The 15,236-nt window shown below is 43.8% G+C and carries 10 protein-coding genes; 6 read left to right on the top strand and 4 right to left on the bottom strand.

All coding sequences use genetic code 11. The annotated features are described in order from the left end of the window. The first annotated feature begins 146 nt into the window (after positions 1 to 146). The 6 genes from MKO06_RS05100 to MKO06_RS05075 all read left to right on the top strand — a co-directional run bounded on the left by MKO06_RS05100 (position 147) and on the right by MKO06_RS05075 (position 10,464). Complete coding sequence (locus MKO06_RS05100) at positions 147 to 3,359, top strand: SusC/RagA family TonB-linked outer membrane protein (RefSeq protein WP_241549577.1); 3,213 nt, start codon at positions 147 to 149, stop codon at positions 3,357 to 3,359. A 12-nt stretch (positions 3,360 to 3,371) separates the two neighbouring features. Further along, the gene (locus MKO06_RS05095; RefSeq protein ID WP_241549576.1) at positions 3,372 to 5,081 is read left to right on the top strand and encodes a RagB/SusD family nutrient uptake outer membrane protein; all 1,710 of its coding nucleotides are present in this window, start codon (positions 3,372 to 3,374) and stop codon (positions 5,079 to 5,081) included. A 79-nt stretch (positions 5,082 to 5,160) separates the two neighbouring features. Continuing rightward, positions 5,161 to 6,777 carry a glycoside hydrolase family 10-like protein gene (locus MKO06_RS05090; RefSeq protein ID WP_241549575.1) on the top strand — a complete coding sequence of 539 codons (1,617 nt, stop codon included), beginning with the start codon at positions 5,161 to 5,163 and terminating at the stop codon, positions 6,775 to 6,777. A gap of 6 nt (positions 6,778 to 6,783) precedes the next feature. After that, positions 6,784 to 8,229: a sodium:solute symporter gene (locus MKO06_RS05085; protein WP_241549574.1), complete on the top strand. Its 1,446-nt coding sequence runs from the start codon at positions 6,784 to 6,786 to the stop codon at positions 8,227 to 8,229. A gap of 5 nt (positions 8,230 to 8,234) precedes the next feature. Then, the gene (locus MKO06_RS05080; protein ID WP_241549573.1) at positions 8,235 to 9,248 is read left to right on the top strand and encodes a dipeptide epimerase; all 1,014 of its coding nucleotides are present in this window, start codon (positions 8,235 to 8,237) and stop codon (positions 9,246 to 9,248) included. Between the two features lie 16 nt (positions 9,249 to 9,264). Beyond that, a complete protein-coding gene (locus tag MKO06_RS05075; protein WP_241549572.1) occupies positions 9,265 to 10,464 on the top strand; it encodes a C40 family peptidase in 1,200 nt (399 codons plus the stop codon). Between the two features lie 80 nt (positions 10,465 to 10,544). On the opposite strand, the gene MKO06_RS05070 is transcribed toward MKO06_RS05075, so the two are convergent. From MKO06_RS05070 to nagB, 4 genes are read right to left on the bottom strand one after another with little or no spacing between them, the layout of a single operon-like run. Beyond that, positions 10,545 to 12,389 (bottom strand): outer membrane protein assembly factor BamB family protein, encoded by a 1,845-nt coding sequence (locus MKO06_RS05070; RefSeq protein WP_241549571.1) that lies wholly within the window; start codon positions 12,387 to 12,389, stop codon positions 10,545 to 10,547. Then, positions 12,390 to 13,022 carry an N-acetylmuramoyl-L-alanine amidase gene (locus MKO06_RS05065; RefSeq protein WP_341849947.1) on the bottom strand — a complete coding sequence of 211 codons (633 nt, stop codon included), beginning with the start codon at positions 13,020 to 13,022 and terminating at the stop codon, positions 12,390 to 12,392. It lies immediately after the preceding gene. Continuing rightward, complete coding sequence (locus MKO06_RS17135; RefSeq protein WP_341849946.1) at positions 12,997 to 13,299, bottom strand: ParB N-terminal domain-containing protein; 303 nt, start codon at positions 13,297 to 13,299, stop codon at positions 12,997 to 12,999. The genes MKO06_RS05065 and MKO06_RS17135 overlap by 26 nt, the downstream gene beginning before the upstream one ends. Position 13,300: 1 nt before the next feature. Further along, positions 13,301 to 15,223 carry a glucosamine-6-phosphate deaminase gene (nagB, locus tag MKO06_RS05060; protein WP_241549570.1) on the bottom strand — a complete coding sequence of 641 codons (1,923 nt, stop codon included), beginning with the start codon at positions 15,221 to 15,223 and terminating at the stop codon, positions 13,301 to 13,303. Positions 15,224 to 15,236: the final 13 nt, after the last annotated feature.

Genomic DNA, 15,236 nt, shown 5'->3' with positions numbered 1-15,236 from the left:
CTGAAATAATTTTAGATTATTTAAGATAATTATATATTTATAACATAAATTTTATGATTATTAAGTCCTTTTAATCTAACAATCCTTTTAATCAGATTCTAATTATGAAAAAAACTCTAAAAGTTATTTCACTTTTGATTTTTCTTATGTCCACGAGTGCTTGGGCTCAGGAACGAGAAATTTCAGGAGATGTATTCGATCAAAATGGTGTTCCCCTGCCCGGAGTGAATGTAATTGTACAGAATACCTCTAATGGAACCATTACCGATTTTGACGGCCACTTCACTTTAAATGTTCCAGATGATGAGAATGCCGTAATCGAGTTCTCATCCCTGGGTTTTAAAACGCAAACCATAACTATTGGTAACCAAACACAATTCAATATCACTTTGGAAGAGGATACTCAAAGTCTGGATGAGGTGGTAGTAGTAGGTTATGGTAAACAAGAAAGAAAAAATCTTACCGGGGCAGTCGCCACGATCGATCCGGAAATCCTTGATTCCAGGCCAATCACTGATGTAGCACGAGGTCTCCAGGGAGCCAGCCCAGGTTTAACCATAACCGCTCCATCCGGCCAGATTGGTGAAAATCCATCGATTAGCCTTCGTGGTAGTGTAGGATCGATTGGTGCAGGAGGTGGATCACAGCCTCTAATCCTTGTAGATAATGTGGAGGTGACCAATCTTCAAACCATCAACCCGGAAGACATTGAAAATATTTCTGTGTTAAAAGATGCGGCCTCCGCCTCGATATATGGTTCTCGTGCTGCCTGGGGGGTAATTTTGATCACCACTAAGAATGGTAGAAAGAATCAGGCGCCAAGTGTAACCTATTCGAATAACTTTTCCTGGGCTACACCAACTGTTCTTCCAAAGGTCGCACCGGCTGCAGAAGGAGCAGAGATGGCCTTCGCTGCAGTAAACCGAAGAATACCTTCTTTAGATGCTTATGGAGTTCTAGGTATGTATCTTGACCAGACCGCAATTGATAGAATGCGAGAATGGGAAGAATTATATGGCGACCAGGACCTGGGGATGGAAATGGTAGAAGGAAGGGATTTCGAAATAAGAGATGGAAGATTATTCTTCTATCGTTCCTGGGATCCGAGGGAACTTTTCATCGAAGACTGGGCTCCACAGCAAAAGCATGACCTTTCGGTTAGCGGTGGATCTGAAAACACCAATTATTATATAGGTCTTGGATATCTTAACCAGGGCGGGGTTTATAAAACCAATCCGGATGAATTTGAACGATATAACCTTAACCTTTCCGTCTCAACACAGGTGAACGACTGGTTCGAAGCAAGGGCAAAGGTGCTTCACAGTAACAGCCTAAAAACTGAACCTTTTAAATTTGGTTCGGCTACTTACGATGCCTGGTATTATGTAACAAGATGGCCAGCCTTCTATCCTTATGGAACGCTTGACGGAAAACCTTTCAGAAGTCATATTACAGAGGTAGAGCAGGCAAAAATGAACGAGATCAGTAATTCGTTATCTCGTGCGAATTTAGGAGCAACGCTTACTCCTTTAGATGAATTAACCATCAACTTTGATTATACGCACGATAGGATAGAAGGGCATGAACACCAAACCGGTGGAACCCTTTACGCCTATAACTTCTGGGCACAGGGAGCCGATTTTTCTTATGTTCCCTACAGCAGTGCCGCCTATGATAGAGTACAGTATAACTCAGACTGGAGCCGAAGAAACACCGCTCGTGCTTTTGGTGTGTACGAGGATGTGTTTGGTGAAGATCATAATATAAAATTCACGCTTGGAGGTGACCTGGAAGAATATGAATTCTGGTCGCAATACTCACAGCGTAGACAGCTACTTAATCCTGATCAGGGAGAATTAAACCTGGCTACAGGAGATCAGTTTGTGGGAGGTGGCAGGAATCGCTGGACCACCCTGGGTGTTTTCAGTCGGTTCAACTATTCCTACAAAGAGAAATTCCTACTAGAACTTAACGGGAGGTATGATGGTTCTTCAAGACTATCTCCAAATGAAAAATGGGCTTTCTTCCCATCTGCATCTGTAGGTTATGTGATCACTCAGGAAGACTTCCTGGATGATTCAGATTTGCTTTCATTCCTGAAGCTTAGAGCATCTTATGGTTCTGTTGGAAACCAGGACGCAAGCCTTGGAAATATTTTTAGGATCATGCCTTCTTATGGATCAGACTGGGTGATTGATGGGCAGGAGCAGATTTCGGTTCGAACTCCGGGAGCACTTCCAAGCTCGCTTACCTGGGAAACCGTAACTACACTGGATATTGGTTTGGACGCCAGATTCTTTGATAATAAACTGGGGCTTACCTTCGACTGGTACGAAAGAACGGTTTCTGACATGCACAGTGCAGGTATCACCCTTCCTAGTACATTTGGTACAGCTGCTACCAGGAGAAATTTTGGTGAATTGCAAACCAGAGGTTGGGAACTTGCACTTGACTTCAATTATGAATTTAGCAATGGCTTTAACCTGAACGCCACCGCCTATGTTTCAGATTACAGAGAGAAAATAACCAAATTTGCCAATTCCACTAACGTAATTCCTAATCCTATATCACAAATTGCAGCCATAAGAGGTGAATATTATGAAGGTATGTACCTGGGTGAGATCTGGGGTTATGAAACCGATCGTTTATTTACAGAAGATGATTTCAATGCCGATGGTTCGTATGCCGATGGGGTTGCTAATCAGGATATCTTTGAAACTAACGGATGGTTTAATTACGGGCCTGGTGATGTGAAATATAAAGATCTTAACGGAGATGGAGTGATCGATTTTGGGGATAATACTATTGAAAACCCTGGAGATAGAAAGGTGATTGGTAACTCAACTCCTAGATATCAGTATGGGTTCACTGTTGGAGCAGACTGGCTTGGATTTGACCTGAATATCTTTATGCAGGGAGTTGGAAAACGTGATATGTGGGCAAATGGTCCTGTATTTATTCCGGGATACAGATATGCTGAAGGTTGGTACGAGCACCAGTTGGATTACTGGACACCAGAAAATCCAGGAGCTTTCTATCCAAGACCAAACGACCAGCAGAACTCCAACAACGCGATGAACTTCCTGCCGCAGACCAGGTATCTGTTAGACATGTCATACCTGAGAATGAAGAACATTACGTTTGGTTATTCTATCCCGAAAAATCTAACCGAGAAAGTAAATATCGACAGGTTCAGAGTTTATTTTAGTGGGGAAAATGTATTCGAAATCACCAATACCGATTTCCCTATTGACCCTGAGGTTGATTATACCAATGCCGGAATTAATGATACGAACACCTTTGGAAGGGTATACCCATTCCGAAGAACATTTTCGTTAGGATTACAATTAACTTTATAAAATACAGGAGCAATGAACATACGTAGATTACCAATTTATATACTTATTGCTTTCGCAATATTAGGTTGTGAGAAGGACTTTCTCGAGGTACCCCCGCAGGACCAGTTAACAGATGAAACCTTCTGGAGCAGTGAAGAGAATGTAAGAACTTTTTCTTATGGATTTTATGAAGGCTACTTCATAGGATATGGAGAAAGTTTTGCCTGGGGAGATTATTTCTCTGGCCAGTCGCTTAATGACGATTTTGCCCCTACGAATCCACCTCGTTTCACTCAGCAGGTACCAACCTCTGGTGGAGGCTGGAACTTTGGGTGGGTAAGAAAGGCGAATATCTTTATAGATCGGGTTGCTACTGTTCCAATGGAGCAGGAGGCTATTGATCACTGGACAGGTGTTGGAAGATTCTTTAGAGGTCTTGAGTACCACGATCTTGTAAAAAGCTTTGGCGATGTTCCTTATTACGATAAGGAACTGGAAGAAAATGATAATGAGATGCTCTATAAGAGTAGGGACGATCGCACTTTCGTAATGGACCGCGTGCTTGAAGATTTCGAATTCGCTGCTGCGAACGTTAGAGAGAATGTTGCCAACGAAGGCCAGGAAGTAGACAGAAGTGTAGTTTTGGCCTATATGTCCAGGGTATTTCTTTTTGAAGGCACCTGGCAAAAATATCACGAGAATAATACCGAAAAAGCCAGGGAATACCTGGAAGCTGCTAAATGGGCAGCACAGGAAGTGATCAATTCTGGTGAATTCTCACTTGGAAATTACAGGGAAGTATTTAACTCTTTAAGCCTTTCAGGAAATCCTGAGGTGATCCTTTACAGGGAATATGCTGAAGGTGTGCTAACACACGCGCTTAACAGCTATAATAATAAGGAACCTCAGACGGGTCCTTCAAAAGACGCGATTGAAAGTTACCTCGCTGCAGATGGTCTACCAATAGCTTTATCTTCAGAATACCAGGGAGACAGAGGTATCGACAATGTCATGGCCAATAGGGACCCAAGAATGTACGAGACTTTTGTATCAGATGAATTGAGGTTGAACGGAATTGATTTTAACCACTCAACTACCGGGTATGCGACTCACAAGTTTTTGAATGAAGAGATCAAGGACGATCCAATTGGAAGCTCTAACCTGAATCCAACCGATGCTCCGGTGATTCGTTACGGTGAAGTTCTGGTTAATTATGCTGAAGCAGCTGCCGAACTTGCCACTGTTGGAGGCCCTGCGCTTAGCCAGGCCGATCTTGATGAGTCTATCAATGTATTGAGAAACCGCCCAGGGGTAGATCTTCCAGCTCTTGAAGTAGTGGGAGGCCAGCCAGCCGTGAATGGGATGACCTACGATGACCCGGCTAGAGATCCAGACGTTCCGGCTCTTATCTGGGAAATAAGAAGAGAGCGCAGAACCGAGTTGATGATGGAAGGATTCCGACTGGATGACCTTAAAAGATGGAGAAAATTAGAGTATACAGATATGGTAGAATATCCGGATATCAACAGGGGAGCATGGATAGTAAAAGCCGACTATCCCGATGCGAATCTTGATAACCTGGTACTAACAGAAGGAGATGAGGGATATATAATTCCTGCTTCAGCCGCTGCTTCGTTGAGAACATTTGACGATCCAAGGGTTTATCTACAGCCTATCCCGCTGGACCAGATAACACTTTACAGCAATAACGGTGCACACCTTGAACAAAATCCTGGATGGTAATAGGTGAATTTGAATTAGTAAAGTCCTTCTTGGGTATTTTTCCCTTGAAGGACTTACTTTTTTACAATAGTTTTAACCGATGAAAATAAAGAAAGCAATTTTAGTAGTGGCACTGGCATTTCTTTATGCCTGTGGCGGAAGCAAACCAACAACTTCTGAGCCTTTACCACAACCTGTTGACGAAAAAGAAGAGACTATCGAAGAGCCAGTGGCTCCTGAGGTAGAAGAGGCTCCTGAAAAAGCCGAAGAAAAAGAAGAGCGCCCGTTCATTACTCCACCACCCCAGGACATTTATGAATTCCGTGCGGCATGGGTGGCTACAGTGGCCAATATCAACTGGCCCAGTAAAGCAGGACTATCCACTTCGCAGCAGCAACAGGAAGCACTCAAATTGCTCGATTTCCTGAAAGATCATCATTACAACGCCGTGATCTTCCAGGTGCGGCCACAGGCCGATGCGTTATATGACAGCGAGCTTGAACCATGGTCTTATTTCCTTACCGGGAAGCAAGGGCAGGCTCCCAATCCATATTATGATCCCCTGAAATTCTGGATAGAGGCAGCTCATGAGCGTGGCCTCGAATTGCATGTTTGGCTTAATCCATACCGGGCCCACCATACCACCGGGAAAGAGATCACTGAAGCTTCTGTGATCAAACAAAAACCGGGGCTGGCTGTTAAGCTTGATAACGGGATGTGGTGGCTGGACCCTGCCAAACAGGAAACTCAGGACCATTCTTCAGCAGTTGTGATGGACATTGTTAAACGTTATGATATAGACGGGGTTCATTTTGATGATTATTTCTATCCCTATGATTCCTACAACAGCGGAAAGGATTTTCCTGATTCGGCTACCTGGGAAGCTTATGTGAACAATGGTGGAGAATTATCCAGGTCTGACTGGAGAAGGGACCAGGTGAACCGATTTATAAAGCGTATCTATTCTGAAATCAAGGCTGAAAAACCCTACGTGAAATTTGGCCTTAGCCCTTTTGGAATCTGGAAACCGGGCTATCCACAATCGGTTACTGGTTATAATCAATATGAAAAGCTTTATGCCGATGCCAAATTATGGCTGAATGAAGGCTGGATAGATTATTTTACCCCTCAGTTATACTGGAAGATCAACCAGTACGGGCAGAGCTTTCCGGAATTATTAGGATGGTGGGAAAGCGAGAACACTATGGGAAGGCATCTTTGGCCAGGGATCAATGTAGGCCTTGGAGGAGATTCCAGCAATGCCGACGAAACGATTAACCAGATCATGATCACCCGGGGGATGCTCCCGGAAAGTCCGGGAACGGTTCACTGGAGTATAGGTCCCCTGGTTCAGCATAGTTCGCTGGCGACTTCTATTAAAGAGGGGCCGTATAAAAAACCGGGGCTTGTACCTGCCAGTCCCTGGCTGGATGATGAACCGCCGGCAACGCCAGAGGTTTCCACCGAGATCCGGGGTGAACGAATCGGTATTAAATGGACTTACCCTGAAAATGCCGAAAAAGCAGACAAGTGGGTGTTGTATTTCCGTTACGAAGGCGGAAACTGGGACTACAGGATCTTCAGCGGTGATAAGCGAAATTTTGAAATGCAGTATATCGTAGGAGACAAAAAACGAAAACTGCAGGAAATAGGAATCACTGCTGTTGACCGGTTAGGAAATCAGGGTGAATTCAGGAATATTTCAATCAAAAACTAACGAAGCATGAGTCCTATCCTGGTTTTAAGTATTATCGTTGGTTATTTCCTGGTATTGCTTGCCATAAGTTATTTTACCTCGGGTAATAACGATAATGCTACTTTTTTTACCGCGAACAGGCAGTCGCCCTGGTACCTGGTGGCTTTTGGGATGGTGGGAGCCAGTCTTTCTGGTGTTACCTTTATTTCGGTTCCGGGAGAAGTGGGGAATACCAACTGGACCTATTTGCAATTCGTCATGGGGAACATGGTGGGCTATGCAGTTATTGCCCTGGTCCTGATCCCATTATTTTACAGGCTGAATCTTATTTCGATCTACGAGTACTTAAAAGATCGTTTCGGGATAAAATCCTATTTGACGGGTGCTTCCTTTTTCCTGGTTTCTCAGACGATTGGAGCTTCTTTCAGGTTATTTCTGGCAGCTTTGGTTTTACAACTGGCCTTTTTTGATGTCTTCGGAATACCATTTTATATCACAGTTCTGGTAACCATCATCTTAATCTGGCTATACACCTTCAGAGGAGGGATCAAAACCATAGTTTGGACAGATACACTGCAAACCACTTTTCTCCTGCTGGCTGTTGTTATAAGCATCTTTGTGATCGTGAACCATATGGGCCTGAAGGCGACCGAAGTTTTTAGCGTGGTAAGCAAAAGTGAACTTTCAACAATATTTGACTTGAACTGGAGATCTGACCGCAATTTCTTTAAGACCTTTCTTGCAGGGATATTTATTACCATTGCAATGAACGGGCTGGACCAGAACGTGATGCAGAAGAACCTTACCTGCAAGAACAAAAGCGATGCCCAGAAGAACATTTTCTGGTTTTCTATCACTTTCTTTTTATCGACCTTATTATTTCTTGCGCTGGGTGTTCTATTGTATAAATATGCCGTTGATCAACAGGTGCTGCTTCCTGAAAGAAGCGATGAGGTATACCCGTTCCTGGCATTGAACGAATTCGGAACCATCGCCGGGATCGTGTTTTTATTGGGAATCGTGGCCGCTGCCTTTTCCAGCGCCGATTCGGCCCTTACGGCACTCACCACTTCCTTCTGTGTGGACATACTCGATCTTCAGAAAAGCAAAAAAGACCAGAAAAAAACCAGGATGCTGGTGCATATTGGTTTTACGATCATCATGTTCCTGGTTATCATTATTTTTAATGCCATCAACGATACCAGCGTGGTAAGCGCCGTATTCAAGGTAGCCGGCTTTACATATGGCCCATTATTAGGACTTTTTGCCTTTGGTTTGCTGAATAAGCGTAGCGTTAAAGACAGGTTCGTACCGCTGGTTTGCATACTTTCACCCATACTTTCGTTCATACTCGACTCGAATTCGGTGGAGTGGTTTTTCGGGTACCAGTTTGGTTTTGAGATCCTGCTGGTAAATGCGGCGATCACCTTTTTAGGATTACTTTTAATTTCTCGAGGTTCAATTAAAAATTAAGGTCTATGGAATTTAAATATCATTCATACAACCTGGAGCTGAAACATACCTTTACCATCAGTTATGGTTCGAGAGATTTTCAGCCGTCCCTGATCCTTGAGCTGATTCATGATGATTTTCATGGCTTCGGAGAAGCTGCCGCTACCAGTTATTACGGAGTAAGCGTGGAGAAGATGATCGATTCCATCAATTCTGTTGAAAAGATCGTTTCAGAAAATATAGACAAAACTCCTGAAGAGATCTGGGAGATCTGTCGGCCCTATCTTTCGGCCAGCAGCTTTGCACATTGCGCATTGGATATCGCATTACATGATCTGTACGCAAGACGAAAAGGACAGCCCCTGTATAAATTATGGGGTCTTGAGAATAAGGATCTTCCGCTAACCAGTTATACTATTGGTATGGACAGCGTTGAGAAAATGATCAAAAAGATCAAGGAGTTTCCGTGGCCGGTGTATAAGATTAAACTCGGAACAGAAAATGACGTGGAGATCGTCAAGGAATTAAGAAAACATACCGATGCGCTTTTCAGGTTAGATGCGAATGCGGCATGGAGTGCGAATCAGGCTATTGATTACAGTCATGAGCTGAAAGATCTTGGTGTTGAGTTCCTGGAACAGCCCTTAAAACCAGATGATAAAAAAGGAATGAAGGAGCTTTATGAAAGATCGGCCCTTCCGGTGATCGCCGATGAAAGTTGTATTACTGAAGGTGATGTTGAAAATTGTTTTCCTTATTTTCACGGCGTAAATATCAAGCTTACAAAATGTGGCGGGCTCACCCCTGCACGGCGAATGATCGATAAAGCCCGCGAGCTTGGAATGAAAGTGATGGTGGGTTGTATGACCGAGTCCAGTGTAGGAGTTTCCGCAGTTGCCCAACTGCTGCCTTTGCTTGATTATGTGGATATGGACGGACCCTTGCTGCTGAAACAGGATATTGCAGAAGGCGTAAAAATTGAAAATGGTAAAATAACCTATGCCAATCGTAACGGAACCGGCGTAGTATTGAATAACTAAAACTGAAGTGAAAACTATGAAAATAAAGAACGGAATATTTCTATTAGGCCTTTTACTGGCTTTTGCTTCCTGTGAAGAAAAGGCTGAAGCTCCGGCTACTGAAACTATTGATGAAGAGATCGCTGAGGTACGGGAAAATTATGCTCCGGATGGTCGCGTAGCACTTTTCGATATCAAAGCGAACAGGGCAGGAGATGCCTATGTCTTGAAAGGGGAATCTAATCTTCCCGATGCGGTTGCCAGTCTAAAAAAGAACCTGGAGGAAGAGAATATCAATTATACAGATAGCATTCAGATGCTACCCGATGAAAAAGGCCTTGAAAGCAAGACCTGGGGAGTAGTGCCGATCTCGGTAGCAAACCTGCGTGACGAGCCAAAACATTCAGCTCAGCTGGTTACCCAGGCAACCCTGGGAATGCCTTTAAAAGTTTTAAAAAAGACCGATAGCTGGTTCTATGTTCAAACACCAGATGGTTACCTGGCATGGGTGGATTATGGAGGGATCGTAAGCATGTCAAAGGCTGAATTTGATTCCTGGAAAGCTTCGGAAAAAGCGATCTTCACCGAAACCTTTGGTGCTTCTTATCAAAAAGCCGACAAAGCCTCAGCAGTAGCCGGAGACCTGGTTGCCGGGAATATTCTTGAATTAACCGGAACTTCAGGAAATTTTTACGAGGTAAAATATCCGAATGGCAAAAAGGCCTTTATCGAACGTTCTAATGCCATGCCGTACAGTGAATGGCTGTCTGGCCTTGACCAGGAACGGGAAAGCCTTGTGAGTACTTCAAAAGAGCTTATGGGCCTTCCATACCTTTGGGGAGGAACTTCCAGCAAGGGAGTGGATTGCAGTGGCTTCACTAAAACGGTTTATTTTCTGAATGGATTTGTTTTACCAAGAGACGCTTCCCAGCAGGTTCATGCCGGGAAACTGGTAGATTCCACTAAAAATTTCGAGAACCTGATCCCGGGAGATCTTTTATTCTTCGGAAGAAAGGCAACCGACTCTACTTCAGAAAGAGTGGTGCATGTAGGAATGTGGATCGGTGAAAATAAGTTCATACATTCCATGGGAGAAGTTCACATCAGTAACTTTGATACAACAGCTACCGATTTTGACGATTACAATTATGGTCGCTACTTGCGAACCAAGCGGGTACTGAACGAGGAAAAGGAGAAGATGATCAATCTCAAGGACAGTTCGCTGTTCACCAAATAAAAAAAGACCCGGAGAATCCGGGTCTTTTCATTTAAACAAACTAAACAAACTATATAAAAGTAAACTAAACAAATCCATATTTACCTGCCATCCAGCATCACGATCTTTCCATCCATGGTTGCTGCCAGCAATCTTCCGTCTTTTATAATATTCACGGTATTGACCATGGAGTTATCGATTTTGAATTTCCAGACTAACTCCTGTTTATCTGGATCTACTGAAAATACTACCCCGTTTCTTCCGCCGAAATAAAGTCTGCCGTTTCTTTCTATCGGCATGGAAGGGACATGGTCATAACCATAATCCATATCCATTTTCCAGGCTAAGGAGGATTTATCAGCTGCGGGATCGAAGGCCACCAGCGTATCGTTCATCGTTTTGGCAAACAAAGTTTTTCCATCTTCAGAAACGCCCAGAGATTCCCGTACGGTTACCTCGTTGGAACGCCATTGGGTTTCTCCTGTGTTAAAATCGATTGAAGTGATATAGCGGTCTGGCGCCACTATATAAACCGAATTCTTAACTGCAACAGGAATTACCATAGCAGGGGAGAACATTCGGTTTGCTGAACCGTTATTCCATTTCCAATCCAACTCGCCAGTCTTCAAATCAAGTGCGTACAGATTTTTATCCCAGGCTCCGAAAATGACCTTTTCTTTATAAATTAATGGCTTGCTTACTACAGGACCTTCAAGGCCCGAAAAATTCCAGAGCTGTTCTCCGCTTTCGGCATTTATTGCTCTGAAGTTTCCGTCGCTTCCACCTATATAAACGATGCCGTCTTTCACGATAGGTGAACCCAGAACCGAAGCTTCGGTCCTGAAATTCCAGTTCAATTCACCATTTTCGGTATTCAGGCTGTAAATATTTCCGTCTCCCGAACCAAAAACGACCGAATTTTGATAGTTCGCAGGTGATGAAAAGATCCCGCCTTCCGTATCAAAACTCCATACTTTTTTTCCACTGTTTTCATCCAGGGCTTCTACCTTTCCCACGCTATTTCCGAAAATGACCTTACCATTATTCAGAGTAGGAGTGGAAATCACATTGGCATTTGAATGATATTCCCATGTTTTTTTAACCTGCGGAAAAGAGTCCTTCATTTTATAGGTGGGCCGTTCGTAGGTAACATCTGTATCGAAATCCCTGTTGTAAAGTTCCACCCTGGTCCAGATGTGCGTAATATCCTTATCAGGACGCTTGGCGTGTATTTTGGCTTTATTTTGATCGATTTCGATGATATTATACGCGCCTGTCTCTTCCTCGGCTCTTAAACTGGAACGTCCCATAATGCCTGGAATTCCCTCAAAATCCATCAACTTGTTTCGATGGCCGTGGCCGCAAAGCGCCAGTTGTATATTGTAATCCTTCAGTCTTTCGGTGATCTCGAACCAGTTGTCCAGGCTGTTGTCCAGCGGATAATGATTTACAAAAATGATAGGCTGATCCTTCGGCGTGTCTTTCAGAATCTTATCCAGCCAAACGATGGCGTCCCTTGGAATATGCCCATCAGACATTCTCACATAAGGCCCGGACGCGCAACCGATGAACTTGATACCTTCATGCTCAAAACTGAACTTATCGTAACCAAATTCATTGATAAAACTAACACCACCGGATTCTGACCAGCCCGTGTCATGATTTCCCGGTACCACGTAGTAAGGAATATCAAGTCCTTCGAGTACCTGATGCGCTTTTGAAATTTCCTCATCGGTTCCCATTTCGGTAATGTCACCGGTGACGATCACAAAATCAAGGCTGTCCAGGGAATTGATGTCTCTAACCACCATTTTCAGGTCCTCTTCAGAAGTGCTGGATCCAATATGCGTATCTGAAACATGCGCAAAATTGAAATCCTGGGCCTGAAGATTCAGCTGAAATAAAAACAAACCAAGAAACAGGATATATTGAAAGCGTTTTATCATTTAAAGGTATTTCTGGTACAGGTTATACAGGACCTTTAGGTCGAAATCGGTTAATTCGGAACTGGTTTCTTCTTCCTTAATAAAGTGCAGTTTAAAAGCTTTTTTAGCAGCTACGGGATCGGAAACATCATAACCGATGATTCGTAGAGCCATGACCGGATCAAAATTTTTAGGAACCAGGTTTTTTCTGTTTTCTGAATTGGCTTCTAGTGCTTGATTCTGAAGATCAGTTGAATCACTGGCAACAGTCGGTAGGCTATCTTTTTCTAATTGAAGTTCCCGAACCCTTTCTTCATCATACCAGTGGCCAAAACCTTCTTCGGCCAGTATTTTCCACGGAAAACCTGCATGAGGGTCGACCTTCCGGGTAGGAGCGATATCTGAATGCCCGATGAAATTAGCCTGCGGGATCTTATATTTTTCCTTTAGTTCTTTCAGGAGCTTAATGAGCGAATTGATCTGTGCGATCGAAAATTCTTCTTTTCCGTCATTATCCAATTCGATGCCAATGGATGCAGAGTTAAGATCGTTGGTATTTCCCCATTTTCCTATACCTCCGTGCCATGCCCTGAAATAGTCATTCAGCATATGATAGATCTCGCCATCATCACCAATCACATAATGAGAGCTCACCTGCGTCCTGGGAATGGTAAAAGTAGTTAGGGTTTGTCGCACCGAATCCGATCACCACGAAATTAGGCTTTCTTAAGTTGAAATTGGTCGTACCAACCTCGTAAGGGCCGTAATTGAGTGGATTCTGAAACCCGTTATCTTCAACAGGGAATTCTTTTAACTCTTTTGCATATTGTTTTACCTGCTTTTTATGCAGCCGGTTGGTTTTGGAATAGGGGTTGGAGCTACAGGCAGCAAAAAACATTGCGGCAAGTAACAGTGTGAATACATTTTTCATGTTAATCGAATTTCCATCTAACAAAGGCTTCCATAGCCTCGTAATCGGCAAGGCCCAGTTTATGGTAGGCTTCGGCAGTTTCGCGATTTCGCTCCTCGGCGCGAACCCAGAATTCGCGCTCGTCGTCTCCCGGGAACACAGGCCTGTCTTTTTGTGACTGATGCTGGAAAATGGCGTGCTTTTTCTTTTCCACTTCCTGTGGTGAAAGCGGTACGGCCATTTCGATCTCGTGAATATTGAATTCCTGCCAGGCTCCGCGGTACATCCACAGCCAGCAGTCTTTGGTCCATTCCTCGGTTTTTCGAAGCTGGTTCAAAGCTTCAAGAACGATATTAAAACAAACGATATGTGTACCATGAGGATCGGCAAAATCGCCTGCCGTGAAAACCTGGTGAGGTTTTATTTCCTGAAGCAGTTCCTTGGTAAGTTCCACATCTTTTTTGGTCACCGGTTTCTTTACCTTTTTCCCGGTTTCGTAGAAAGGCAGTGCCATAAAATGAATATTTTCGTCCTGCAGTCCTGCATAACGCGCTCCGGCAATGGCTTCGGTCTTCCTGATAAAACCTTTTACGTCCTGGATCTCTTTCAGGTCAATATCATTTGGTTTCTTCTTTTCGAAGAACTTCCACATTTTCTGGTAGGTCTTTTCCAGCTTGCTGGTATCTTCCCCTATACTTTTATTGAAGTCGATGGTAAATTCAACATATCGCAATACATCGGTATCCCATACGGCTGTATTTCCTGAAGTCTGGTAAGCCACATGTACATCATGTCCCTGGTCTACGAGACGGATAAAAGTTCCTCCCATGGAGATGACGTCGTCATCTGGATGCGGACTAAAAATCAGCGATCGTTTTTGAGCAGGTTTAGCTCTTTCAGGCCGCTGACTGTCATCGGCATTTGGTTTTCCACCCGGCCAACCAGTGATGCTATGCTGCAATTTATTGAAGACTTTTATATTGATGTCGTAGGCCGTTCCCTGGTCGGTAATAAGCTGGGCCATTCCATTGGCATTATAATCTTCTTCGGTTAATTTCAGAACTGCCTTATTCAATTTTCCAGAGAGCCAGATGACCGCTTTCTTGATGAGCGGTTCGTCCCAGGCACAATCCTTTACCAGCCAGGGCGTATCAAAACGCGTGAGTTCTGATGCCGCCTCCTTATCCAAGATAAATTCGACATTTTCAGCAAGCTGAAGAAAAGTAGCTGGAACATTTGCTGAAATTTCACCTTCCACTGCCTTTTTAATGATCGGCGCTTTTTTCTTGTTCCAGGCCATCAGGATGATCTCCCTGGCCTTGAAGATGGTCCCGATTCCCATGGTAATGGCCTTGGTGGGAACATTTTCCTTTCCACCAAAATCACGGGAAGCATCTCTACGCGTTAGATCGTCAAGAGTGACCAGCCTGGTTCCCGAATTAGGAGCAGAGCCCGGTTCGTTAAAACCAATATGACCGGTTCTACCAATTCCCAGGATCTGCAGGTCAAGGCCGCCAACTGCCGATATCTTCTGCTCGTAAGCCAGGCAGTAATTGGTGATATCCTCCTTGTCCAAAGTTCCATCAGGAATATGAATATTATCCCTTTTAATATCGATGTGATTAAAAAGATTTTCATCCATGAACTTGACGTAACTCTGTTTAGAGTCTGGCTGCATGGGATAGTATTCATCCAGGTTGAAGGTGATCACATTTTTGAAACTAAGTCCTTCTTCCTTGTGAAGCCTTATCAATTCTTCATAAACGCCAACGGGGGTTGCTCCGGTGGCAAGACCAAGAACTGCATTTTCGAGACGGCGTTGCTTGCTTTTGATGATATCAGAAATTCGCAATGCTACCTTTCTGCACGCAATAGATTCATTCTCATAGACCGTTACCGGTAGTTTTTCGAATCTGGTTTCTTCTAAAAAGTTAAGTCTGGCCATCGCAAAGTCTGGT

The sequence above is a fragment of the Christiangramia oceanisediminis genome, assembly GCF_022570735.2.
Classification (GTDB): domain Bacteria; phylum Bacteroidota; class Bacteroidia; order Flavobacteriales; family Flavobacteriaceae; genus Christiangramia; species Christiangramia oceanisediminis.
This window is presented reverse-complemented; position numbering and strand designations above follow the sequence as displayed.